This window comes from Promicromonospora sp. NPDC050262 (assembly GCF_040655935.1).
GTDB lineage: Bacteria > Actinomycetota > Actinomycetes > Actinomycetales > Cellulomonadaceae > Promicromonospora.
Genome location: NZ_JBFAKX010000011.1, coordinates 52,300 through 76,913, shown reverse-complemented (window position 1 = coordinate 76,913; position 24,614 = coordinate 52,300). Strand labels below are relative to the sequence as shown.

General features: G+C 74.1%; 17 protein-coding genes. 9 read left to right on the top strand and 8 right to left on the bottom strand.

The window, feature by feature from the left end:
• Nucleotides 1-29 precede the first annotated feature (29 nt).
• The 6 genes from AB0I29_RS17375 (at nucleotide 30) to AB0I29_RS17350 (ending at nucleotide 9,528) form a co-directional block, all read left to right on the top strand.
• Entirely contained in the window at nucleotides 30-758 is a 729-nt protein-coding gene (locus AB0I29_RS17375; RefSeq protein WP_020015660.1) for a glycosyltransferase, read from the top strand.
• 33 nt (nucleotides 759-791) lie between these two features.
• Nucleotides 792-1,910 (top strand): diacylglycerol kinase family protein, encoded by a 1,119-nt coding sequence (locus tag AB0I29_RS17370; RefSeq protein ID WP_357483626.1) that lies wholly within the window; start codon nucleotides 792-794, stop codon nucleotides 1,908-1,910.
• A gap of 26 nt (nucleotides 1,911-1,936) precedes the next feature.
• On the top strand, nucleotides 1,937-6,358 hold the full coding sequence (locus AB0I29_RS17365) for a hypothetical protein (protein WP_357483623.1): 4,422 nt from the start codon (nucleotides 1,937-1,939) through the stop codon (nucleotides 6,356-6,358).
• 10 nt (nucleotides 6,359-6,368) lie between these two features.
• Nucleotides 6,369-7,640, top strand: coding sequence for a serine--tRNA ligase (gene serS / locus AB0I29_RS17360; RefSeq protein ID WP_285101821.1), 1,272 nt, complete (start codon nucleotides 6,369-6,371; stop codon nucleotides 7,638-7,640).
• A 129-nt stretch (nucleotides 7,641-7,769) separates the two neighbouring features.
• Nucleotides 7,770-8,573, top strand: coding sequence for an HAD family hydrolase (locus tag AB0I29_RS17355; RefSeq protein ID WP_285101822.1), 804 nt, complete (start codon nucleotides 7,770-7,772; stop codon nucleotides 8,571-8,573).
• Between the two features lie 163 nt (nucleotides 8,574-8,736).
• Nucleotides 8,737-9,528: an HAD family hydrolase gene (locus AB0I29_RS17350; RefSeq protein WP_285101927.1), complete on the top strand. Its 792-nt coding sequence runs from the start codon at nucleotides 8,737-8,739 to the stop codon at nucleotides 9,526-9,528.
• Between the two features lie 71 nt (nucleotides 9,529-9,599).
• Here AB0I29_RS17350 and map read toward each other — a convergent pair whose 3' ends face one another.
• Nucleotides 9,600-10,376, bottom strand: a complete 777-nt coding sequence (gene map / locus AB0I29_RS17345; protein WP_285101823.1) for a type I methionyl aminopeptidase — start codon at nucleotides 10,374-10,376, stop codon at nucleotides 9,600-9,602.
• A gap of 288 nt (nucleotides 10,377-10,664) precedes the next feature.
• On the opposite strand from map, the gene AB0I29_RS17340 reads away from it, so the two are divergent.
• The 3 genes from AB0I29_RS17340 to AB0I29_RS17330 all read left to right on the top strand — a co-directional run bounded on the left by AB0I29_RS17340 (nucleotide 10,665) and on the right by AB0I29_RS17330 (nucleotide 14,094).
• Nucleotides 10,665-12,059: an ABC transporter substrate-binding protein gene (locus AB0I29_RS17340; RefSeq protein ID WP_357483618.1), complete on the top strand. Its 1,395-nt coding sequence runs from the start codon at nucleotides 10,665-10,667 to the stop codon at nucleotides 12,057-12,059.
• Nucleotides 12,060-12,181: 122 nt separating this feature from the next.
• Nucleotides 12,182-13,168, top strand: a complete 987-nt coding sequence (locus AB0I29_RS17335) for a sugar ABC transporter permease (protein WP_357483615.1) — start codon at nucleotides 12,182-12,184, stop codon at nucleotides 13,166-13,168.
• Nucleotides 13,165-14,094: a carbohydrate ABC transporter permease gene (locus AB0I29_RS17330; RefSeq protein ID WP_285101826.1), complete on the top strand. Its 930-nt coding sequence runs from the start codon at nucleotides 13,165-13,167 to the stop codon at nucleotides 14,092-14,094. The genes AB0I29_RS17335 and AB0I29_RS17330 overlap by 4 nt, the downstream gene beginning before the upstream one ends.
• A 75-nt stretch (nucleotides 14,095-14,169) precedes the next feature.
• Here the strand turns inward: AB0I29_RS17330 and AB0I29_RS17325 are convergent, their stop codons facing one another.
• The 7 genes from AB0I29_RS17325 to AB0I29_RS17295 form a co-directional block, all read right to left on the bottom strand.
• Nucleotides 14,170-14,718 carry a methylated-DNA--[protein]-cysteine S-methyltransferase gene (locus AB0I29_RS17325; RefSeq protein ID WP_357483610.1) on the bottom strand — a complete coding sequence of 183 codons (549 nt, stop codon included), beginning with the start codon at nucleotides 14,716-14,718 and terminating at the stop codon, nucleotides 14,170-14,172.
• Nucleotides 14,719-14,744: 26 nt separating this feature from the next.
• Nucleotides 14,745-16,352, bottom strand: a complete 1,608-nt coding sequence (locus AB0I29_RS17320; protein WP_357483606.1) for an Ada metal-binding domain-containing protein — start codon at nucleotides 16,350-16,352, stop codon at nucleotides 14,745-14,747.
• Between the two features lie 34 nt (nucleotides 16,353-16,386).
• Nucleotides 16,387-16,980: a GNAT family protein gene (locus tag AB0I29_RS17315; protein ID WP_357483603.1), complete on the bottom strand. Its 594-nt coding sequence runs from the start codon at nucleotides 16,978-16,980 to the stop codon at nucleotides 16,387-16,389.
• 67 nt (nucleotides 16,981-17,047) lie between these two features.
• A complete protein-coding gene (locus AB0I29_RS17310; protein WP_357483600.1) occupies nucleotides 17,048-21,448 on the bottom strand; it encodes a hypothetical protein in 4,401 nt (1,466 codons plus the stop codon).
• A 127-nt stretch (nucleotides 21,449-21,575) separates the two neighbouring features.
• Complete coding sequence (locus AB0I29_RS17305) at nucleotides 21,576-22,523, bottom strand: alpha/beta hydrolase (protein WP_357483597.1); 948 nt, start codon at nucleotides 22,521-22,523, stop codon at nucleotides 21,576-21,578.
• Entirely contained in the window at nucleotides 22,520-23,905 is a 1,386-nt protein-coding gene (locus AB0I29_RS17300; protein WP_357483594.1) for an MFS transporter, read from the bottom strand. The genes AB0I29_RS17305 and AB0I29_RS17300 overlap by 4 nt, the downstream gene beginning before the upstream one ends.
• Nucleotides 23,902-24,546, bottom strand: coding sequence for a helix-turn-helix domain-containing protein (locus tag AB0I29_RS17295; RefSeq protein WP_357483591.1), 645 nt, complete (start codon nucleotides 24,544-24,546; stop codon nucleotides 23,902-23,904). Before AB0I29_RS17295 ends, AB0I29_RS17300 begins: the two co-directional genes overlap by 4 nt.
• Nucleotides 24,547-24,614 lie beyond the last annotated feature (68 nt).

Here is a 24,614-nt window from a genome sequence, read left to right as displayed (position 1 = left end):
ATGCACAGGCAGGCAAGAACGTCCAACGGGTGGCGGCCATCATTCCCGCCAAGGACGAGGCCGAACGCATCGCCGCCACCGTGCGCTCTGCGCGTGCGATCCCCCACGTCGACCTCGTGCTCGTGGTCGACGACGGCTCCGAGGACGACACGCAGCACGTGGCGCGCGCCGCGGGCGCCGTCGTCGTGCGCCACTCCCACAACCGCGGCAAGGCCGCCGCGATGGAGACCGGTGCGGCGGTGGTGGCGATGCGCGACGCCGACGGTCGCCCCCCGCGCCTCCTCATGTTCATCGACGGTGACCTCGGCGACACCGCCGTGAACACCGCACCCCTCGTGCGCCCGGTCCGTGAGGGCGTCGCCGACCTCGCGATCGCGCTGCTGCCCAAGCAGGCCGGCGCCGGTGGCCGGGGCGTCGTCGTCGGCGCGTCCCGCCGGGCGATCGAGGCCATGACCGGCTGGAGCCCGTCGCAGCCGCTGTCCGGCATGCGGTGCCTCACCCGCGAGGCGTTCGAGGCGGCCACGCCGCTCGCCCGCGGCTGGGGCGTCGAGACCGGCATGACCATCGACCTGCTGCGCAAGGGGTACGTCGCCGTCGAGGTGCCGTGCGACCTCAAGCACCGGGCCTCCGCCAACGACCTCAAGGGTCAGATCCACCGGGCGGCCCAGTACCGCGACGTCCTGCTGGCCGTGAACGCGCGCAAGATGCGCGGCGCGGTGGACGCCGTGCGGCACGCGGGGTCGAACGTCCGCAGCTGATCGACCTTCAGGCCGGACCCGTACCCTGACCCCATGGAGTGGCAGGTCTGGCTCGGCATCATCGCGATCGTCATCGGGGTACTGGCACTCGCCGTCGCCGTCGGCGCATGGTCGCAGCAGGCCTGGATGCGTCGCCGGGACGGGCGGCGCGCGGTGCCGCAGAGCGTGCAGGCGGCCCGGCAGATCGCGGTGGTCGTGAACCCGTCCAAGCTGCACGCGAGCGGGCTGCCCGCCCGGGTGCGGGCGCACTGCGCGGCGAACGGGCTCCCGGAGCCGCTCTGGTACGAGACCACCATCGAGGATCCCGGCAAGGGACAGGCCCGGCAGGCGCTGGACGACGGCGCGGACATCGTGATCGCGGCCGGCGGCGACGGCACGGTGCGCGCCGTGGCCGAGACCATGGTCGGCTCGGACAAGCCGATGGGCGTGCTGCCGGTGGGCACGGGCAACCTCCTGGCACGCAACCTCGAGCTGCCGCTGACCAGCATGGACGAGGCCCTCGACGTGATCCTGGCCGGGCGCACGCGCGCCATCGACGTCGGCTGGCTGCGGGTCGTGGAGTTCGCGGACACCCCGCGCAACGATGAGCACCCCAACCAGCCGGACCACGAGCCCGACACGGACCGCGAGCACATCTTCCTGGTCATCGCCGGCCTCGGTTTCGACGCCGCGATGGTCGCCACCGCCGACTCCAACCTGAAGAAGAAGGTGGGCTGGGTGGCCTACTTCGTGGCGGGGCTGTCCCACATGCAGGCCCGCCGGATGCGCGCCACCCTGCAGCTCGACGACGACCCGCCGGTGGACGCCCGCGCCCGCTCGATCATGGTCGGCAACTGCGGCATGCTGCCGGGCGGCGTCACCCTGCTGCCCGACGCCGTGCTCGACGACGGGGTGCTCGACGTGGCCGCCGTCGACGTGCGCGGCGGGGTGCTCGGCTGGGCCCAGCTCACGCTCGAGATCGCCATGCAGGGGGTGGGGGTGCGGAACGAGCTGCCGGAGAAGCTCGGCCGCATCGACCACACCAAGGCCCGCCGGGCGCGCATCCGGGTGCCCGCGGGCGAGGAGGCCCAGGTCGACGGGGATCCCCTCGGCCGGGCCGTCGAGGTCGACGTGCGCGTCGAGGCGGGCGCGCTCCTGGTCCGGGCCCCGTGACTCCCGCGGCCATCTACCCTGGGCGGGTGAATCCCCGCTCCACACGGGCACTGACCGTGCCCGCGGCCCTCGTCGTGCTCGTCGCGGCCCTGCTGGGCCTGATCGGCCCGACGACCGCGTCGGCGGCCCCGTGGTCCGTGCCCGCGGCCGGGTCGACGGCGGTGACCGGGTCCGGGACCGCGGACGCCGTCGGGTCCGCGGCCGCAGGCTCCACGCAGGCCGCGGAGCCTCCGCCGGCCGCCCCCGTGGTGGTGGTCGGTGTGGCCGGCCTCCGGTGGACGGACGTCTCCCGGAGCACGACGCCGAACCTGTGGCACATGATCGGCGGTGGCTCCGTCGCGTCGATCAACGTGCGGACCGCGGCGCCCGCGACGTGCCCGCTGGACGCGTGGCTCACGCTCTCGGCGGGGAGCCGGACGGTCTCGGCCGGCAGCGCCGAGCGCGCCGACCAGCCGGACCCCGAGGGCCAGGAGGGCGAGGAGCGCGAGGCCCGCGGGGCGACGTCGTGCACGCCGGTGCCCGAACCCGCGACCGGGTCCGCGCAGGGCTCCGGCGACGCGGAGCCGACGCGCGCCACGGTCGACGACTGGGCGCAGCTCCCGCAGAAGGACGAGGACGAGGAGGAGGTCGCCGAGCCCGCCGAGCGCGAGAAGGCGCCCGCCCCCGGCCTCCTCGGCGAGATGCTGGACGAGGGGGGTGCGTGCTCGACGGCGGTCGGGCCGGGCGCCGCCGTCATGCTCGCCCGTGAGGACGGCACCGTGGGCCGGTACGTCCCCTCGCTGGACGCCTTGACCCCGGACGGCGCCGAGGGCTCGGCGAGCACCTTCGGTGCCCGTGGCCCGGCCTGGGACGCCGCCCTCACGGACTGCCCCGTGACCGTGATCGACGCCGGGAGCCTGCCCGAGGGTCCGGAGCGCGCCAAGGCCCTGGAGACCCTGGACGGCACGCTCGGCAGCCTGACCCGGAGCCTGCCCGCCGGCACGCGCGTGCTCGTGGCGGGCGTCGCGGACACACCGCTCACGCAGCAGGGGCTCCAGGTCGTCGTGGACTGGTTGGTGGACGTCCCCCGGGTGCGATGGCTGACGTCGGACGCGTCGCGCAGCACCGGGTTCGTGCAGCTCACCGACCTCACGGCCACCGCGGCCGAGGCCGCCGGTGCCCTCCCGGACCCCGAGGCCGAGGAGACCGAGGACGCCGAGCCAGACCCGGCGCTCGAGGAGCCCTCGATCGACGGCTCGCCGATCGAGGTGGGCGAGCCGCGGCGGACCACGGTCGCCCGCACGGTCGAGAACCGGCAGTACATCAACGTCCTGGCTGACACCATCCCCGCACAGGTGCCCGCCTTCGCCGGCGTGATCGTCCTGTTCCTGCTGATCGCCGTGCTGGTCCTGGTGCTGCCGCGCCGCGCCGCGCGTCCGCGGCGGGAGCCCGGGCCGTACCGGCAGCGGCTGGCCCTGAGCGCCGTGCTGCTCGCGGTGTCGGCGCCGGCGGCGGCGAGCCTGGCGACGCTCTCCCGGTGGTGGGTGTGGCCCGCGCCGGAGTTCGGCCTGGCGCTCTCGCTGACGGCCGCCGCGGTCGCCGTCGCGCTCACCGTGCGCGGCGTCTCGCGCCTGCTCCCCGCGGCCCCGTGGCGCAACGCCGTCGCGGCGGCCGGGATCACCTGGCTGGTCTTCACGATCGACGGGGTCACCGGCTTCACGCTGCTGCAGGGCTCCCTGCTGGGCCCGTCGCTCGCCACCGCGGACCGCTTCTACGGGTTCTCGGACGTGGCCTTCGTGATCTACGCGGTGTCCGGGCTCGTCCTCGCGGGCGGGCTCGCGGCCTACGCGGCGCGTCGTCGCACGGCGACGAGTGCCGGCTCGGTGCTCGGTGACGGCGCCCGCGCCCGCGAGACGCAGCGCCCCACCCGGCCGGTGTGGCTCGGGGTGGCGGCCGTGACCGCCGTCGCGGTCGTGACCGTCGGCGTGGACGCCGCGCCGTACTTCGGGGACCGCCTGCGCGGGCTCGCGCTGTTCGTGCCGTTCGCCCTGGTCGCGCTGCTCGCGGCGCGTCCGGACCTGGTGACCCGGTTCCTCGGCGCCCGCGGCTGGCTCCCGTCCGGTCGGCACACCGAGCCGGTCCGCCGCGTGCCGTCCGCCGTGCTGGGCCTGTCCGGCGCGCTGCTGCTCAGCCTGCTCTTCGCGGCGGCCGTGCTGCCCGTGCCCGGCGCCGAGGCCGCAGGCGAGGAGTCAGGCTCGCTGAGCAGCGCCGAGCCCGTGGTGCCGCCCGGCGAGAACGTGGTCGTGATCGGCACGCAGGGCCTGCGCTGGACCGACGTCCAGCCGTCCCTCGACACCGGTACGGCCCCCGCGCCCACCCTCTACGGCATGCTCACCGACGGCGCGGACGCCGCGGGCCTGACCCTGCCCAACGGGCGCGCGGCGCGCTGCCCGGACAGCGGGTGGCTCAGCCTGTCGGCGGGGCGCCTGGCCGAGGTCGCCGACGAGCGCGACGCCGACCGGCACTGGATCTGCGACGAGATCACCGTGACGCCGGTGGCGGACGACACGGCGGACGGCGGAGCGGGCGAGAACGGCGCGGACGCCGCCGGCGAGGACACGGCCGACGCCGCCTCGGCCGGTGCCGGGACCGCGGGAGGCGACCGCCCCGCCGTCGTCGACCAGTGGGACCGGCTGACCGCGCTGCAGCGCGGCTCCGGCTACGCCGCCCACCCCGGCACGTTCGGGGACGCCCTCGCCGACGAGTGCACGACGGCCGTCGGACCGGGCGCGGCGGTCGCGCTCGCCGAGCGGGACGGCAGCGTCGGGCGGTACTTCGACCTCGACGCGGCGCTGGCCGCGGAGTCGGGCGCCTGGGACTGCCCCGTCACGTTCGTGGACGCGGGCTCCGCGCTGCTGGACGTCGCCGAGCGGGCGGACCTGGAGAAACAGCCCGACGGCGCCGAGCGGGTCGAGGAGCTCCGCGCCGACCTCGTCGCCGCCGTCGACCTCGCGGTGTGGCGCGTGCTGGACGCCGCCCCCGCGGACGCGACCGTGCTCGTGATCGACGTCGCCACCACGCCGGAGCACGCGCTCGAGCTGGGGCCGGCGCTGGTGCGCCCGTCGGCCAACTACGACGGTCTGCCGCGCTACCTGGCCAGCACGGCGACCCGCACCGAGGGCGTGGCGCGCCTGATGGACGTCCCGGCGGCGGTGCTCGACGCCGTCGGCGTGGACCTGCCCGCCGACATCGACCCGACGCCGCTGCTGCGCGCCGGGGAGCGCCCCGCCTCGGCCTGGCTCACCGCCGACGAGCTCGCGGACATGACGGCGCGCGACCACGTGCGCCGGGACGCGTACATCTGGCTCGTCGACGTGCCGTTCTGGCTGGGCCTCGCCCTGGCGGCGGCCTGCTGGTGGGTGCCGCGGCGGGTCGCGTTCGTGCCGGGCGGGCTGCGGCGCGCCGCGGTCGTCTCCGCCACGGCGCTGACGGCGCTGCCGGCGGGCGGCTTCCTCGTCTCCCTCACCGGCTGGTGGCGGTTCGACCTGCCCGTGCTCGCGATCGTGGGCGCCACCCTGCTCGTGACGGCGGCCGTGACCGGGCTGAGCCTGCTCGCCCCACGACGGCCCCTGTGGGCGGCCCCCGCCGTGGTCGCGGGCATCACGTTCGTCGCGCTCACGCTGGACGCCCTGTTCGGCACACCGTTGAACCGGGCGGCACCGCTCGGCTCCGCCCCGACGTTCGGTGCGCGGTTCTACGGCTTCGGCAACCCGACGTTCTCCGTGTACGCGGTGGCGGCGATCGTGCTCGCGGCCGCGCTGGCGCAGCTCCTCGTGTCACGCGGCAGACGGGTCCTGGCCACCCTGGCCGTCAGCGTCGTGGGCGTGATCGCGATGGCGGTCGACGTCTGGCCCACCCTCGGGGCGGATCTCGGCGGCGGTCTGGTGCTCGTCCCGGCGTTCGTGGTGGTCGCCACCGCCGCGTCCGGGCTGCGCCTCACCCTCTGGCGCTTCACCTGGGTCGCGGCGGCCGGCGTCGGCGTGGTGGCCCTCGTGGGTGTCCTGGACTGGCTGCGCCCGCCCGAGTCGCGCTCGCACCTCGGCCGGTTCGTGGCCCAGGTGGTCGACGGAGAGGCGGTCTCCACCGTGCTGCGCAAGGCGCTGTACGCGCTGAACTCGATCACGGGCGGGCCGGCGGTCTGGGCCACCGTGGTGATCCTGGTGCTGGTCGGCCTCGCGCTCTTCGGACCGGCGACATGGCGGGAACGCCTGACGCCCGCATGGTTCACGCGTGCGGAGCGGAGCTGGGAGTTCCTGCGCCCCGCGCTGGTCGCGATGTGGGTGATGGCGGTCCTGGGCTCGCTGGTCAACGACTTCGGACTGCGGATCGCGATGATCGCGCTCATCCCTGCCGTGCCGCTGCTCACGATGGTCGCGCTGAGGACGAATTCAGAGCGACAGCCCCGTTAGGCTCGTCCCCGTGATCGATCTCCGACTTCTGCGCGACAACCCCGACGTCGTCCGCGCGAGCCAGGTGGCCCGCGGTGACGACCCCGACCTCGTGGACGCGGCGCTCGACGCCGACGCGCGGCGCCGCTCCTCTCTGACCGAGTTCGAGAACCTGCGCGCGGAGCAGAAGTCCCTGGGCAAGCAGGTGGCACAGGCGCAGGGCGACGAGAAGCAGGCGCTGCTGGCCCGCACCAAGCAGCTCGCGCAGGACGTCAAGCAGCACCAGGCCACCGCGGCCGAGGCCGAGCAGGAGCTCGACCGGGTGCTGTACTCGATCGCCAACGTGATCGAGGGCGCGCCCGCGGGCGGCGAGGAGGACTTCATCGAGCTCAAGCAGGTCGGTACCCGCCGCGACTTCGCGGCCGAGGGCTTCGAGCCCAAGGACCACCTGGAGCTCGGCGAGGGCCTGCGCGCGATCGACACCAAGCGCGGCGCCAAGGTGTCCGGGGCGCGGTTCTACTTCCTCACCGGCATCGGCGCGCGGCTCGAACTGGCGCTGCTCAACATGGCGATGGACCAGGCCGTGGAGCAGGGCTTCACGCCGATGATCACGCCCACCCTCGTCAAGCCCGAGACCATGCAGGGCACGGGCTTCCTGGGCGCGCACGCCGACGAGATCTACCGCCTGGAGAAGGACGACCTCTACCTGGTCGGCACCTCCGAGGTGGCGCTCGCGGGCTACCACAGCGACGAGATCGTGGACCTGTCCGACGGACCGATGCGGTACGCGGGCTGGAGCGCCTGCTACCGCCGCGAGGCCGGCTCGGCGGGCCGCGACACGCGCGGCATCATCCGCGTGCACCAGTTCCACAAGGTCGAGATGTTCAGCTACTGCGCCCCCGAGGACGCCGAGGCCGAGCACCAGCGGCTGCTGGGCTGGGAAGAGGCCATGATGGCCAAGGTCGAGCTGCCCTACCGCGTGATCGACACGGCCGCGGGCGACCTCGGCTCCTCGGCGGCCCGCAAGTTCGACTGCGAGGCGTGGCTGCCCACGCAGGAGCGCTGGCTGGAGCTCACCTCGACGTCGAACTGCACCACGTTCCAGGCCCGCCGCCTGGGCGTCCGCGAGCGGACCGAGGACGGCTCGACCCGGAACGTCGCGACCCTGAACGGCACGCTCGGCACCACGCGCTGGATCGTCGCCATCCTGGAGAACCACCAGCAGGCCGACGGCTCGGTCCACGTCCCGGAGGGCCTGCGCCCCTACCTGGGCGGCCTGGAGGTCCTGGAGCCGGTGAAGTAACCGGGCCGGGCCCCTGGGATCGGCGGCATGTCAGGTGATCGGCAGCACGAGCTGCCGATCACCTGACATTCCGCCGATCACGGTCCATCGGTCTGCTGCCGTTCACCGGGGGGTGGGTAGGCTTCCAACGTGCCTCCTGCGACCGATCGAAAGCTCATCGCCCTCGACATCGACGGGACCCTCGTCACGTACGACGAGGTGCTGTCCGACGCGGCACGCGAGGCGGTCGCCGCCGTCCGTGCCGCCGGGCACCACGTGGTGCTGGCGTCCGGACGCTCGCTCATCGCGATGACGCCCGTCGCGGCGGACCTCAAGATCGAGGACGAGTGGATCGTCGCCTCGAACGGTGCCGTCACGGCACGCATCGACGCGTCCGCGCCGATGGGCTACACCCTGGAGCGCGTCGAGACGTTCGACCCCGAACCGGTGCTGCGCATGCTCAAGGTCGAGCTGCCGCACGCACGCTACGCGGTCGAGGATGTCGGCGTAGGCTTCCGGATGACCGAGCTCTTTCCCGAGGGCGAGCTCAACGGGGAGCACCGCGTGGTGGACTTCGAGGAGCTCTGGGCCGGTGACGTCACGCGCGTCGTCGTCCGCAGCCCCGGGGAGACGAGCGCGGAGTTCCACGAGATCGCAGCGCGGCTCGGCTTCGACGACGTCACGTACGCCGTCGGTTGGTCCGCGTGGATGGACATCGCACCGCAGGGCGTGACCAAGGCGTCGGCCCTGGAAGTGGTACGCAAGGAGCTCGGCGTGGCGGCGGAGAACACCGTCGCCGTGGGTGACGGCAGCAACGACATCGACATGCTGCGGTGGGCCGGACGGGGCGTGGCGATGGGGCACGCGACCGAGCCGGTGCAGGCGGCGGCCGATGCGGTGACCGGTTCGATCGACGACGACGGCGTGGTGGACGTGCTCCGCTCGCTGCTCTGAGTCGGGCAGGATCTCGCAAGCGTCGACACGGGTGAAAGTTATCCGTGCAAAGGTATGGATCACAGGGCGAATGCCTGTACATTTGGGCGCGATCCGTCGAAGGGTGACGGCGCTCACGGTGCCATGGGGGTACGTGATGATCCTGGACGACCAATCGGTGTCCATGCGAGTGCGCAACGACGCGCCTCACCTGGTCGCCCTCGACATCGACGGGACCCTGTTGGTCACCGGGCAGCCCGTGCCCGGGCCGACGGTTCTGGCCGTGCAGCTCGTGCGTGGCCGGAAGCATCACGTGGTCCTGGCGTCGGGACGGTCGTTGACGGGGATCCTGCCCGTGGCCAAGGAGCTCGGCATCACCGACGGCTGGGTGGTCGCCTCCAACGGGGCGGTCACGGCGCGGCTCTGCGCCACGTGCACCAACGGCTACATGCTCGAGGACGTCCTGACGTTCGACGTCGGTCCCGTGGTCCGGATGGCACTGAGCCGGTTCCCCGACGTGCAGATCGGCGTCGAGGAGATCGGCATCGGCTACCGCGTGAACCGGCTGTTCGAGCCGCACGAGGTCAACGGCGCCCAGCGTGTGGTCGGCATCGACGAGCTGGGCATGATGCCCGCCTCGCGCGCGATCCTGCGGGGGCCGAACGTGCTGGACCTGCTGGAACCGCTGCGCCGGCACGGCGTGACCGCCACGGAGGCCGGGCCCGACTGGATCGACGTGACCCCGCGGCACCTGAGCAAGGCGACGTCGCTGGAGAACATCCGCTCCACGCTCGGCGTCCCGCGGCACAACACGCTCGCCGTCGGCGACGGCCTGAACGACATCGAGATGCTGAGCTGGGCCGCCCGCGCCGTCGCGATGGGCCACGCTCCTGCCGCCGTGAAGGCGATCGCGAACGAGACCGTGGGCGACATCTCGCAGCACGGCGTGATCCAGGCGCTGAAGACCCTGATCTAGCACCGTGTCAGACGCCCAGGTCACTCCGGTGACCTGAGCGTCTGACACGTGGGCTTGTCAGCGCGCGCTCGTCAGCGCGCCGTCAGGATGAGCGGGCCGTCCGGCGTGATCGCGATCGTGTGCTCGGAGTGGGCGCCGCGCGAGCCGTCCGCCGAGCGGAGCGTCCAGCCGTCGGGGTCGGTGAAGATCTCGTCCGTGGTCTCCAGGAACCACGGCTCGACCGCGATCACCAGGCCCGGCTTGAGCGGGAAGCCACGGCCCGCCCGGCCGTTGTTCGGCACGTGCGGGTCGCCGTGCATGGTGCGGCCCACGCCGTGGCCGCCGAAGTCGGTGTTCACCGAGTAGCCGGCGGCGTGCGCCACCTCGGCGATCGCCGAGGAGATGTCGCCGATCTTCTTGCCCGGCTGCGCGGCGGCGATACCGGCCTCCAGCGCCACCTCGGTGGTGCGGATCAGCTTGGCGTCCCGCTCGGCGCGGGCCGGGTCGGGCTCGCCCACCACGATCGACAGCGCCGAGTCGGAGACCCAGCCGTTCACGGACGCCGCGAAGTCGATCGACAGCAGGTCGCCGTCCTGCAGCGCGTAGTCGTAGGGCAGGCCGTGCAGCACGGCGTCGTTCACCGAGGTGCAGATGACCTTGCCGAACGGCATCGCGCCGAACGAGGGGTGGTAGTCGATGTAGCACGACTCGGCGCCCTGGTCGCGGATCATCTTGTGCGCGATCTCGTCGAGCTCGAGGAGGTTCACCCCGACGCCCGCGGCCTCGCGGACGGCGAGCAGCACGTCGGCGACGAAGCGTCCCGCCGGGCGCATCTCCTCGATCTCGCGCGGCGTCCTCAGCTCGATCATGTCCGTCCTTCCGTAGGGGCACCAGTGATCTGGCGGCACAAGCCTACGTCCCGCCACCCGCACGCCGTGCGGGAGCGAGCGGCCACCTTGCGCGTGGCGTACCGGGCGTTTCACCCGTCTTGGACGACGGGTGGGATTGCAACGATTTCGTAATGCAAGGTGATGCTGTATGGGCTTGCATTGGATCGAGAACCACGGTTGCGTTGAGGGCGGGCAACCCGGCAGTCTGCCGGTCCGTACCCGCAAGTCAGAGGGTTCTGAGCCCACGAAGCAGTGGAGGAGCACGAGATGACTATCCGGATGGCTTCCAAGCGCCGAGCGGTCGCCCTGGCGGCGACCGGCGCGAGCCTGGCCCTGGTCCTGGCGGCCTGTGCCGACACAGACGACGGCGGGGGCGAGGACGGCGGCGGCGAGGCCACCCAGGCCACGATCGACTGCGCCGCCTACGAGGAGTTCGGTGACCTCGAGGGCACCGAGGTCAGTGTCTACACGACGATCGTGGAGCCGGAGGCGGAGACCCAGACGGCGTCGTACAAGCCGTTCGAGGACTGCACCGGCGTGACGATCAACTACGAGGGCTCGCGCGAGATGGAGGCGCAGCTTCCCGTCCGCGTCCAGGCCGGCAACCCGCCGGACATCGCGATCCTGCCGCAGCCGGGTCTGCTCCAGACGCTGGTCAACGACTACGACGCGGTCCTCCCGGCCCCGGAGCAGGTCGAGGCCAACGTCGACGAGGGCTGGGCCCCGGAGTGGAAGGAGTACGGCACGGTCGACGGCACGTTCTACGCCGCGCCGCTGGGCTCCAACGTCAAGTCGTACGTCTGGTACTCGCCCTCGATGTTCGAGGAGGCGGGCTACGAGGTCCCGACGACCTGGGACGAGCTGATGGAGCTCACCGCCACCATCGCCGAGGGCAACGAGGGCGCCACCCGCCCGTGGTGCGCGGGCGTGGAGTCCGGTGACGCCACCGGCTGGCCGGGCACCGACTGGATCGAGGACGTCGTGCTCCGCACGGCGGGTCCGGACGTCTACGACCAGTGGTACACCCACGAGATCCCGTTCAACGACCCGCAGATCGTCGACGCGTTCGACACCGCGGGCGAGATCCTCAAGAACCCGGACTACGTGAACGGCGGCCTGGGCGGCGTCGACTCGATCGCCACGGCAACCTGGACCGACGCGGGCTACCCGATCCTGGACGGCAACTGCTGGATGCACCGCGCCGCGAACTTCTACCAGACGCAGTGGCCCGAGGGCACCGAGGTGGCCCCGGACGGCGACGTCTACGCGTTCTACCTGCCGGCGCAGACGGCCGACGAGAAGCCGACGCTGGTCGCCGGCGAGTTCATCGGCGCGTTCGCCGACCGTCCCGAGGTGCAGGCCTTCCAGACCTACCTGTCGAGCGCGGACTGGGCCAACGCCAAGGCCGCCGCCACGCCGGCCGGCGGCTGGGTGAGCGCCAACAGCGGTCTCGACCAGGAGCTGCTCGCGACGGACTTCGACCGGCTCTCCGCCGAGATCCTCGCCGACCCGGCCACCGTGGCCCGGTTCGACGCCTCGGACCTCATGCCGGCCGCGGTCGGGACCGACTCGTTCTGGAACGGCATCACCGAGTGGTTCGCCAGCGACCTGAGCAGCCAGCAGGTCACCGACCGGATCGAGGACTCCTGGCCGTCGAACTGACGCCCGGCCCTCGACCATGACGCGCGGAGGCGTGGGACTTCGAGTCCCACGCCTCCGCCGTCCTAGGCTGAGGGCTGGACCAGTCAAGGAAGACCGGACCAGGACAGCGACAGGAGATAGCCATGGACTGGCTGCTGTATGCCGGGGATGACACCGGGCACAAGTTTCTGCTGATGATCATCGCGATCGTGCTGTTCGTCGCGCTGATGGGCATCATCCTCTTCGTGGTCGACCGGCCACGTAATCCCTCCCGCTGGTTCGTCGGCTTCGGGTTCGTGGGCGCGGCGCTGCTGCTCCTCACGATCGGCCTCGTGTACCCGGCGATCCGCACCATCATCAACTCGTTCATGAACCGCAACAGCACGGAGTACGTGGGCCTGGACAACTACATCCGAGCCTTCACCGAGCCGCAGTTCCTCATCGTGCTCGGCAACACGGCGCTCTGGGTGCTGGTCGCGCCACTGGTCGCCACGTTCCTCGGCCTCGTCTACGCCTACCTGGTCGACAAGAGCCGGTTCGAGGCGCTGGCCAAGGGGCTCGTGTTCCTCCCCATGGCCATCTCCATGGTGGGCGCGTCGATCATCTGGAAGTTCGTCTACGAGTTCAAGCCCGCAGGCGTGAACCAGACCGGCCTGCTCAACCAGTTCATCGTCTGGCTGGGCGGCGAGCCGCAGCAGTTCCTGCTCAGCCGGCCGCTGAACACCTTCCTGATCATGGTGGTGTTCATCTGGATCCAGGCGGGCTTCGCGATGACGCTGCTGTCGGCGTCCATCAAGGCGATCCCCGACGACATCGTCGAGGCCGCGCGGCTGGACGGCGTCTCCGGTGTCGGCATGTTCTGGCGCATCACCATCCCGAGCATCCGGCCCGCCCTGGTCGTCGTGCTCACCACCATCGCGATGACGACGCTCAAGACGTTCGACATCGTCAGAACGATGACGGCAGGCCAGTTCAACACCTCGATCGTGGCCCTGGAGTTCTACGACCAGCGGTTCCGGCAGAACGAGGCGGGCCTGAGCGCGGCGCTGGCCGTGCTGCTGTTCGTCATCGTGATCCCGGTGATCATCTACAACGTGCGCCAGCAGCGCCTCTCGGAGGATGTCCGATGAGCACCGTGAAGACAGCCGACGCGGCACCCGAGGTGCCCCGGTCGAAGGCCGACATCAGCGGCCGTGCCCGCAAGGCACGCAAGGCGCTGTCCAACCCGTGGGCGAGCACGCTCGCCGTCGTCATCGCCATCCTCTGGACCATCCCGACGGTCGGTCTGCTCATCACGTCGTTCCGGCCGGAGCTGGACATCCGGCAGAGCGGCTGGTGGACGGTGTTCGGCTCGGCGTTCGCCGGCGAGGGTGTGTTCTCGCTGCAGAACTACGAGACCGCGCTGTTCGACGGGTCGACCAACCTGATCGTGTTCTTCGTGAACTCGTTCGTGGTCACGCTGCCCGCGGTGTTCATCCCGATCACCCTGGCGCTCCTGGCCGCGTACGGGTTCGCCTGGGTCGACTTCAAGGGCGCGGACTTCCTGTTCATCGCGGTGTTCGCCCTGCAGATCGTGCCGATCCAGATCACGCTCGTGCCGCTGCTGTCGGCCTACGTGGACCTGGGCATCAACGGCTCGTTCTGGACCATCTGGTTGTCGCACTCGATCTTCGCGCTGCCGCTGGCGATCTTCCTGCTGCACAACTTCATGAAGGAGATCCCGAGGTCCCTGGTCGAGGCCGCGCGGATGGACGGCGCCGGCCACGTGCAGGTGTTCTTCCGGGTGGTGCTGCCGCTGCTCACCCCGGCGCTCGCGGCGTTCGCCATCTTCCAGTTCCTGTGGGTGTGGAACGACCTGCTGGTCGCGCTGGTCATGGGTGACCTGAACACGTTCCCGCTCACGGTCCGGGTGGCCGAGCTCGCGGGTTCGCGCGGTGGTGACTGGCACGTGCTGTCGGCCGGTGCGTTCATCTCGATGATCGTGCCGCTGATCGTGTTCCTGTCGCTGCAGCGCTACTTCGTGCGCGGCCTGCTGGCGGGTTCGGTCAAGGGCTGACGCCGCCGTCCCCTTCGAGGCCCGGGTCTCTCCGCTCTGACATCGCTCACGGCGGAGCAACCCGGGCCTCGAACGTCACCCCGCGATCGCCTCGCGGGCCAGCAGGCTCTCCTTGACCGGCAGCCCGTAGCGGAACCCGCCGAGCGTGCCGTCCGTGCGCAGGATGCGGTGGCACGGCACGAACAGTGCCGCCGCGTTCATGGCGCACGCCCCGGCCGCCGCGCGGACGGCCGCCGGCCGTCCGGTCCGGGCCGCGTACTCGCTGTACGTCAGCCGCTCACCGGCCTTCACCTCGCGCAGCACGTCCCACGCGTGCGTCCGGTACGGTCCGCTCGCCTGCAGCACCGGGACGCGCCCGGGCGCCCCGTGGTCGCCGTCGTAGTAGGCGCGGACGGCGTCCGCGGCCTCCGCGAGCAGTCCCGTCGGGTGCGTGTCCCGGACGTCGCCGGACGGGCGCAGGGTGGGGTGGACCAGGGCGAGGAGCGCGTCGACGTTGTCCGTCCAGCCGGCGGCCAGCACCTGCTCCCGCGTCTCGCCCGCGGGGTGCCCGCCGTCGACGGCGGGGACCGCCGCGACGACGACGCTGAAGGGGCCGTCCGGTGTGGTGAGGGTCGTGGTCTTCATGTTCTTCCTTCCGGGAGATCGAGCTGTCAGGCGGAGCGCCAGAGGTGCATCGCGGCGTAGGAGCGCCAGGGCGCCCAGGCCGCGCCGCGCAGGGCGAGCTCCTTGAACTGGTGGGGGCGGGACTCCTCGGCGGAGACCAGCCCGAGGTTGCGGGCCCCGGCGAGCAGCGCGACGTCGCCGTCCATGAGCACGTCCGGGTCACCGAGCACGCGGAGCGCCACGTACCCGGCCGTCCACGGGCCGATGCCCGGCCGGGCGACCAGGCGCCGCCGCAGGTCGTCGGGGTCGTCGCCGACGCTCAGCGTGAGGGTCCCGTCCGCGAGGTCCCGGGCCGCGCCGAGCACGGTCGCCAGCGTCCTGGCGGGCAGCCGGAGGTACGCGGCGGCGTCCTGCGAACCGGGAGGGCCGGCGATCTGGCGCGGTGTCGGGAACAGCAGGGTGAGCCCCTCGAACGCCGAGACGTACGGCGTGCCGACGCCCTTCGCGAGGCGTGACAGGTGCGTGCGCGCCGCGGCGACGCTGATCTGCTGGCCCACGATCGCGCGGACCAGCAGCTCGGCCGGGTCCAGCGTGCCGGGCACCCGGATCCCGGGCACCGCCTCGACCGACGGCGCGAGCACGGGGTCGGCCGCGAGCGAGGAGTCGACGGCGACCGGGTCGGCGTCGAGGTCCAGCAGCCGCCGCACGCGCGCGACGGCGACCGGCGCGTCCGCGAGGTCGGCGAGCTCGAGGTCCAGGTCGACGCGGCCGCTGCCGGGCCGGGGCACCCGCACCTCGAACGCCCCCGGGCCGTGCGGCAGCACGACGGTGCGGGCGTACCGGAGCACGTGCGCGCCGGCGTCGGCCGACCGGGTCGTCCCCTCCGCATCGACCGGGCCCGCCGGGCCCAGGTCCGCGAACTCCACCCCCTCGATCGCGCGGACGGCCAGGAACTCCAGCACGCCGCGCGCGTCGAACGGCTCGCGCACGGGCAGCGTGAGGGAGATCCGGACGGGCACACGGGCCGAGCCCGGGCCGCGCGAGCGCGCCGCGCCGCCCGAACCCCGCGCCGGGCGCCGGGCGCGGGCGCGCAGCTCCGACGGCGTCGCGCCGAAGACCTCGGCCACGGTGTCGTTGAACTGCCGGATCGAGCCGAACCCGGCGGCGAACGCGACGTCGGCCAGGCGCAGCGAGGTGCCGACCAGGAGGGTGCGGGCCGTCTGCGCGCGCTGCGCCCGGGCGAGGGCCAGCGGCCCCGCGCCCAGCTCGCTGACCAGCAGCCGGTGGAGCTGGCGCTCGGAGTACCCCAGGCGGTGCGCGAGGCCGGACACACCCTCGCGGTCGACCACGCCGTCGGCCACCAGGCGCATGGCGCGGCCCGTGAGGTCGCGGCGCAGGTCCCACGCGGGCGTGCCCGGTGCGGCCTCGGGGAGGCATCGCTTGCACGCGCGGAAGCCGGCCTCGTGCGCGGCGGCGGAGGTCAGGTAGAACGAGACGTTCTCGGCCTTCGGCGTGCGCGCCGGGCAGGAGGGCCGGCAGTAGATGCCGGTGGTGCGGACCGCGGTGTAGAACTGCCCGTCGAAGCGGGAGTCGCGCGCGGCGATGGCGCGGTAGCGCTCGGTGAACGCGGGATCGCGGAGCTCGACGTCGGTCATGCCCACCATCCTGCGCCCCGTCCGGACGCGACGGCTAGCGGGATTCGGACACGGCGGTGAGGGCCGCCAGGCGCCCCTCGAGGCCCTCGCGGACGCCGGGCCACTCGTCGGACAGCACCGAGAAGTAGAGGGTGTCGCCCTCGGAACCGTCGGGGGCCACCCGGTGCGCGCGCAGCCTGCCCTCCTCGCGGGCGCCCAGCTTGAGGATCGCCGCACGGGACCGCGTGTTCCGCGCGTCGCACCGCAGTGCCACGCGCCGCAGTCCCAGCTCCTCGAAGGCGTGTCGCAGCAGCATCAGCTTGCACGCGGGGTTCGTCACGCCCGCCCACCAGTCCCGTCCGTAGAACGTCGAGCCGATCTCGACCCGCTGCTGCCCGGCGTTGAGCTCGTAGAACCGGGTCGACCCGCGCACCTCGCCGTCGGACCCGAGCACCGCGAAGGCGAGGTGGTCTTGCGCCGCGACGGCGGCGTCCACGTACGTCTCCATCGCCGGGACGGAGTCGGGGAGGGCGCTGGTCATGCCGGCCCAGAGCTGGGTGTCGACCAGCCCGGCCAGGGCCGGCGCGTGGTCGCGCGTCAGCGGTACGAGGCGGACGCCGTGGGCGGCGAGGTGGAGATCGTGCTGCATGGCGCCATCCCACCATGCCCGCCGCGCCCCGGGCGGCCGTGTCCGGCGCCCGGGATCCGCGTCCTGCTCACCGCAGGTCCCGGAGGTACGCCGCCGCACCCCCGTACCCCTCGGTCCGCCGCTCGTCCAGGGTGGCGATGATGAGCAGCACCCCGCCGGCCGCCGCGAGCGTGAGCATCCACGGCACCGCGGAGATCTCGGTGCCGAGCTGGCTGACGAACACGATCAGCACCTCGACCGGCAGCACCCAGACCCCCAGCAGGAACGGCGCCGCGAGCCCGCGGCGGGACCCCACCAGCACCCCGGTCAGCGCCACGCCGACCACCAGCACGGCCCGCCACGTCTGCGGGTCCGTGAAGGTCGCGAGCACCGACGGCCCGAGCAGGGCCAGGATCCCGGGGCCCAGCAGCGCCCACGAGCCCGTCCAGCCCACCGGCCAGCCCACGAGGGTGCGCCGCGGCACCCGCGCCGAGTCGGGCCCGCCCACCTTGGTGCGCGCCTCCCACTCGCCGAGCGCGAAGCAGCCGGCCACGACGAGGCCCACCCCGAGCGGCACGGAGAACACCTCGACCCGCAGCTCCCGCGGGCTCCACGCGGCGATGGCCGCGGCCAGCGCACCCATCCACACGGCCCAGGACGGGACACCCGTGGTGTGCCCGCGCAGCAGCCGCCGCGCGACCACCACCAGCAGCACGAGCAGCGCGACCTCCAGCACCCAGAGGGTCGCGATGGCACCCCAGTGCGGTTCGGCGTTCGCCACCGCCCCCACGGTGAGGAACAGCAGGGCGGGGACGCGGCCCGCGGTGTCGATCGCGCGCCGCAGGCGGGCCGACGGCGCGCCCGGCCGGGCGCCGCCGACGGTCACGAGGGCGAGCGCACCCGCCGCGACGGCCCAGCCCAGACCCGTCACGAACCGCGCTGCCGGATCGCCCGCCGTCGATGCCGCCACCTGCAAGGACTCGACGGTCAGGCCCGCACCCGCGAGCAGCACCGCGCCCGCCAGCAGGGTCCGGGCCCGTGCGGCCCACCCGGCCGACACGATCGGCCGGCGCCGGAGCGCGAGGACGGCGAGGGTCAGGACGAGGCCGGCCACCAGCAGGACCCAGGCGCGCGGGTCGCCCGGGCCCGCGCCGAGGGCCAGCGTCAGGTCGCTCGGCACCAGCGCGAGCACGAGGCCCGCGGCGACGAGCCGCCAGCCGTGCGTCCCGGACCGCCGGGCGAGCAGCGCCCCGACGAGCACCGCGCCGAGGGCCGGCGGCAGGGTGTACGCCTCGACGAGCCGGACGCCGCCGTCGGCCAGCGCGGTCCAGGCGGCCGCCGTCGCGAGGGCGCCGGCGGCCCACCAGACGCGGGTACGGTCGGGCTCGCGTGCCACGACCCCGGCGCCGACGGCGAGGAGGAGCAGCACGGCCACCGCGACGTCGGGCCCGGCGGCCGGGCGGCCGTAGGCCAGGCCGATCGTGATCGCGCCGGTGACCACCGCGCTGAGCTCGAGCATCCCGCGCACCAGCGTGCCGACGACGCCGCCGTCCGGCACCCGGCGGGCGAGGAATCCGGCCACGCGCGGTGCCCCGCCCGCGACGACGGCGACCGCCGCCGCGATGACGGGCAGCAGCACGGGCGAACCGCTGAGCGGGAGCAGCATGGCGCCCGTGCTCACGACCGCCACCGCGGTGGTGGGCAGCACCAGGCCCGCGGCCAGCACGCGCACGGCCGGCGCGAGCCCGGTCCGCCGGGTGAGCAGCAGCACGAGCTCCAGGAGCAGCATCGCGGCGGCCGCGCCGGCGGACCACCAGGTGCGGTCGAGCACCACGGTGTACACCCCGAGCGCGAACGGCACGCCCGTCACGCCGAGCACGGCGAACCACTCGGCGCGGGCCACCCGCGTGCCGACGGTCACCGCGACCGCCGTCAGCGAGGCCGCGGCCGACATGGTGCAGACGGCGGCGACCCAGCCGAACCCGAGCCATCCCAGCCAGACACCGCCCACGACCAGCGCGTACGCGTAGGCGCCACCGACGAGGGCGGGGTGCGAGACGCGCGGCAGGGCCGCGCGCGCGGCCAGCGCCAGCGGCACGACGACGGCGGCGGCCACCAGTACCGTGGGTCGGCTCTGCCACGAGCCGACCGTCAGCAGCACGAGGGCGGTACAGGCTCCGGTCAGCGCGGCCGGACGCCAGGTCGCACCCTCCTGCGGGCTCATCGCGGAGCCGCCGAGCCGCACGGTGAGCCGCGTGGCCCGGCGCAGGCCGTCGGCCCCGGCCCGCACGGCGGTGACGACGGCGCGCAGCCCGCGCCAGGAGCGCGCCGGCTCGGCCGTTGCCGCCAGCAGCACGGCGGCGAGGACCGCCAGCAGCGCGAGCGACGTCACCGCGGCCAGCCGGGCGTGCAGCGCGGCGGTGACGCCGAGACCCACCGTCGCCCACGGCGCGAGGCCCCGGGCGGTCCGCACCAGGGGGGCCGCCGGGCGGTCTGGCCGACCCGCCGCGACGCCCAGCCGGGAGGCGGCCAGCACCAGAGCGGCCAGCACGAGCACGCCGAGCACGCTCAGCCCGCGGACGTCAGCCGGCAGGAACGGGCCACCGAGCGGAGCCTCGCCCGGCGTCCGCGCGGGGGCGACGCCGAGGGGACCCGTCAGCACCTCCAGCACGCGCAGCGCGGACAGCCACAGGGCCGGGACGGCCGAGAGCACCGCGACGAGCCACGCCGCGAGCAGCAGGTCGGCGCGCGTGCGGGCGGCGGGCACGAGCCCCCGCACACCCGCCGCGACCAGCGCGGTCAGCGCCACGGCGAGCACCGCCCACGCGACGCCCGCCGCCGCGGGCAGCACCCACAGGAACTCGATGCCCGCCCACTCGGTGAGGAACAGGGCGGCGACCGCGCCGAGCGCTCCGGCGGTGAAGGTCCACCAGCGGCGGTGCGTGCCGCGCCGCAGCACGGCGGCGACGACGGCGACGACCGCCAGCACGGCCGCCGTCCCGGCGTCCCCCGGGAGGCCGTCGAGGAACCCGGCAGGCGGCACCAGGAACGCGGTGCAGACGGCCAGCCCCACCCCCAGCGCCTGGGCCACCTCCAGCAGCCGGAGCTCGACCCGCAGCTCCGAGCCGACGCGCGGGCCCGAGACCCGGGCGACCGGCGGCCCCGCCAGCGCGGCCAGGGCGACCAGCAGCGCGCCCGCGCAGACGGCCCACGGCAGCGTGCCGTCGTCGTCCGAGAGGGCGAGCGCCGCCGGGAACGCCGCGAAGGGCGCCGCGACCAGGCCGGTCGTGACCCAGGCCCGCACCCGCAGGGCGTGCCCGGCGGCGACGGCGCCGACCGCGACGACCGCCCACCAGGCGGCGAAGGGCAGCGGGGCGACGTCGGGCAGCGTGAACGTCGTGACCAGGGCCGCGGGCACTGCGCCGGTGCGGACCACGCCCAGCACCCGCGACTCCCACCGGAGGGTGGCGTCGAGCCGTTCGCCGGCCCGGAGCAGGGCGCCGCTCGCGCCGTGCGCCACGAGACCCGTCGCGACCAGGGCGAGGATCCAGACCCAGCGAGGCAGGCCGACGTCGGACAGGCCCGCCGCGAGCAGCAGCGGGACCAGCGGTGCGGCGACGGCTCCGGCGGCGACCCAGGACCGCACCCGCAGCCGGCTGCCGAGCAGCACGAGCGCCGGGGCGAGCAGCGTGAGCAGGGCCGCGCGCGCGAGGAACGGCGCGACGCCGCCGAGCAGCCCGGCCTCCAGACCGAGCTCCGCGCACACCCAGCCCAGCGCGACGGCCAGGGTCGCGACGGCCTCCGCCGACGACCGCAGCCCGGCCCGGCGCATCAGCGCCGCCGCCACCACGGAGGCGACCGTGACCGCGAGCGTCGCGACGGTGCGCAGCACGAGCTGGTCGGCGAGCGTGAAGAACACGAAGACCACCGCGGCGACGGCGACCAGCGCGGCGCCGACCCCGGCGAGGATCGGCTGGAGGGCCACGGTGCTGGGCTGCCGGGCGGGGCTGGCGACCGGGTGGGCGACGGGGCCGGCCGGCGAGGCCGCGGCACCCGATCCGGCCGCCCCGCCCGCGCCGGCGGAGGTCCTGGGCTTCGCGCCGGACGCGCCGGACGCGCCGGACGCGCCGGCCGACGTCGGGGCGGCCGTAACCGCCGTCGTCGGGCGCGTGGCCGCCGAGGCGGCCTTGCCGACCCCAGCACCCACGAGCCCGGCCGCCGCACCGGCTGAGCCGCCCGCGACGGCCACCCGTCGGGCGTACGCGGCCGCGGCGGGCTGCTCGGCGCGCATCTCGTCGAGGATCCGCTGTCGCTCACGGATGGCCCGCTCGACGGCGAGCGAGGCCTCGTGCACGTCGATCCCGCGCCGGCCGCCGAGGTCGAGCGCGCAGGTGCCGCAGACGGTGTCGTGGAGGGCCGCGCCGCAGGCAGGGCAGGACACGGTGTCGGGCAGACGCCGCAGCGCATGACGTACCCACGTCTCTTCCATGGGCGGAAGCCTGGCGGAGGCAGGTGGTATCCGGGTCCGCGGCACGCCAGGGATCGGTCACAGTTTCATGCCGAATGTGCGTTTCGCCCGTCAGGGTGTGGCACCCGGCCGTCGGACCCGCCCAGCCTTAGACCTTGGCGTCCAGCCAGTCCAGCACCGTGGTCAGGTACTTCTCCCGGGCCGGCTTCGGGGACAGCGCCAGGTCGTGGGCGCCGCCCTCGATCACCGCGATCTCCACGGTCGTCCCCAGCCTCGGCGCCCGCGCGTGCATGTGCGCGACGTCGAGCACCACGTCCGTGCCGAGCTGCTCGGCGACCTCCCCGGCGTCGGACCCGGTCCGGCCGCTGGTGCACACGAGCACCGGGCACTGCACGGACAGCCCGCGTCCGACGGCGCGGTGCCCGCGGCGGATCGCCGCCAGCCACCCGGCCCGCACCGGGAACCCCGCGTACGGCTTCCACCGCAGGTCGTACTCCCACTCGCCGCCGGAGGTGACGTGCAGGGCCCGGCCGTAGCCCTCGCCGAGCCGGGACACGACCAGCCGGGGCGAGACCCGGCCGAGCACGTAGACGGCCTGGGTGACCAGGGTGCGGTCGGACCAGCTGCCCTTGAGGTCGAACCAGGGGCTGTTCAGCACCAGGGCCGACACCCGGTCGGGGCGCGCGTTCGCGTACATCGAGGTGATGAGGCCGCCCGTCGAGTGCCCCAGGAGCACCAGCCCGGTGTGGCCGTCCGCGGCGATCACGGCGGCGGCGGCGTCGAGGTCCTGCGCGTAGAGCTCCAGGCGGTTGATCATGTTGGCGTCGCGGCCCAGCGCCGTCCACGCGTCCATGGAGCGACCGTGACCGCGCAGGTCGACGGCGTAGAACGGGTAGCCCCGCCCGGCGACGGCCTCGGCCAGGTGCCGCTGGAAGAAGTAGTCGGTGAACCCGTGGACGTACAGCACCGGCGTGCGTCCGACCACCGGCCCGCCCTCGGGCGTGTAGCGGATCAGGGTGGCCTCGGCGCCGCCCGGGAGGTGGAGCGTCCGCGCGTCGAAGCCCGCGCCCAGCACGTCCTCGGTCCAGTCGTTCACCCGGCCAGTGTGCCCGACGTGCGCCGCGTGCGGCCAGACAACATGCGCTCCTGGCGCAACGCGGGAAGGAAGCACAGGGCGCCCAGCGTGCTGAACACCCCGCCGACGACCATGGCCGCCTGGGTGGACAGCAGGCCCGCCGCCCAGCCGAGAGCGGGGGCGGCCAGCGAATAGGCGGCGAACCCGAGCATCGACGCCATCGACAGCACCGTGGTGCGGTTGCGGGACTCGGCCTCGCGGTGCAGCAGCGCCTGGTAGGCGGGCCCGCCCGCGCCGTGCAGCCCGTAGGTCACGAGGTACGCGGCGATCAGGCCGACCGGACCGAGCGCGAGTCCCATCCACACCGTCCCGAGCCCGTTGAGCACACGCGCGATGATCGCCGTCCGGGCCACGCCGAGCCGGGGCGTGGCCAGGCCCGTCAGGGCTGCCCCGCCCGCGAAGACCGCCCAGCCGGCGGCGGCCGCCGGCCCGGAGACCGCGGCCCCGGCCTGGGTGCCGCCCAGGAGCTCGGACAGCCGGATCGGCTGGAACGTCTCGAACACCACCATCCCCACGCTCCAGAACACCTCGACGATCAGCAGCCAGCGCAGCACCCGGTTGTCCCGCGCGAGGCGCAGGCCGTCGCGGACCACCCCGGGCGCCTGCCGCGCGGAGTCCAGCACCCGCGCGGTCACCTTCCGCTCGTCCGACGACGGCGACGGCGGCAGGGCCGGTGTCGCCCCGGGGCCGGCCACCCCGGCGTCGGCCGCGGCGTCCGCCGTGCCCGCTCCGGCGAGGTGCGCCGTCGTGCGCGGCGCCTCGCGGACCAGCACGACCACGGCGACCAGGTGCACGATCGAGAGCACCCCGTAGATCGCGTAGGGCAGCACGAGCGCGGACCACGCGCCCAGCGGGTGCCACCAGACCAGCCCGCCGGAGACGAGGGCGCCGGCGGCGATCGAGACGCCGAGCACGGTGCTTTGCGCGGCGAGCGGGCGGTCGACGTCGGCCCCCGGTTCGGTGGCGTGCACCGTGTCGACGAACCAGGCCTCCAGCGGGCCGGAGTCGAGCGCCCGGAAGATGCCGGTGACCGCGGCGGCGAGGGCGAAGGCCCAGAAGGACTGCGCGGTGAGGAACAGGGCGGCGGCCGCCACCTGCAGCACGGCGGCGGCGACCAGCATCGGGCGCCGTCCGAGGGAGTCGGCGAGGCCGCTGGTGGGCAGCTCCAGCGCGAACACGACGAAGCCGGCGACGGACAGCGCCGTGAGCGCCTGCGGCACCGACAGCCCGCGCTCGATCGGCAGCAGCGTGGTGACCGTGACGACCAGCCCGACGGGGAACCAGCGGGTCAGGGTCAGCAGCAGGAAGACCTGCCGGGCGCGGCGCGGGGTCAGGGGGGTCATGGCCGGTCTGTCCGGTCATCCGTCCCGTCATCCGTGCCGGCGGAGGTGCCGGCGGAGGCGCCGTCCGCGCCCGGGATGTCGTCCGCCTCCAGCGGGAAGGCGGCCTGCCAGATCGTGACGCGGCGGGCGCCGGGGCCGCCCCCGGCCTCCCGGTACCGCTCGAGCAGCAGGTCCACGTCCGCGCGGAGCGCCGTGAGCTGCTCGGCGTTCAGGTCGAGCCAGGCGTCGCCCTGGCCCGCGGCGTCCTGCCACTCGCTGGGCCAGGCCTCGGCGACGTCGAGCCAGTGGCCGAACTCGGTGCTGAAGAGCCGCAGGTAGTCGCGCTGCAGCCAGCTCAGCGCGGTGGCGGCGTCCTCGTCGACGGAGAGCTCCGAGGGCGCCCAGCTGTGGGAGCTCGTGGAGGCGCGCCACAGGCGCTGCTTGCCGGTGCCGTCGCCGGTGTCCGCGACCAGGCCCACGGACTCCAGCTTGCGCAGGTGGTAGCTGGTGGCGCCGGTGTTGGTGCTGAGCGCCGTGGCGAGCGTGGTGGCCGTCGCGGGCCCGCCGCGCCGCAGGGCGCCGAGCAGGCGCGAGCGCAGCGGGTGGGCGAGCACCTTGACGGCCTCGGGGTTGAGGCGGAAGTCGTCCTGGGGAGCGGTCATACGTGCACAGTACGCATGCACAATCCCTGTGCACAAGAGTCATGCACAATAATTGTGCATGCGTGGGT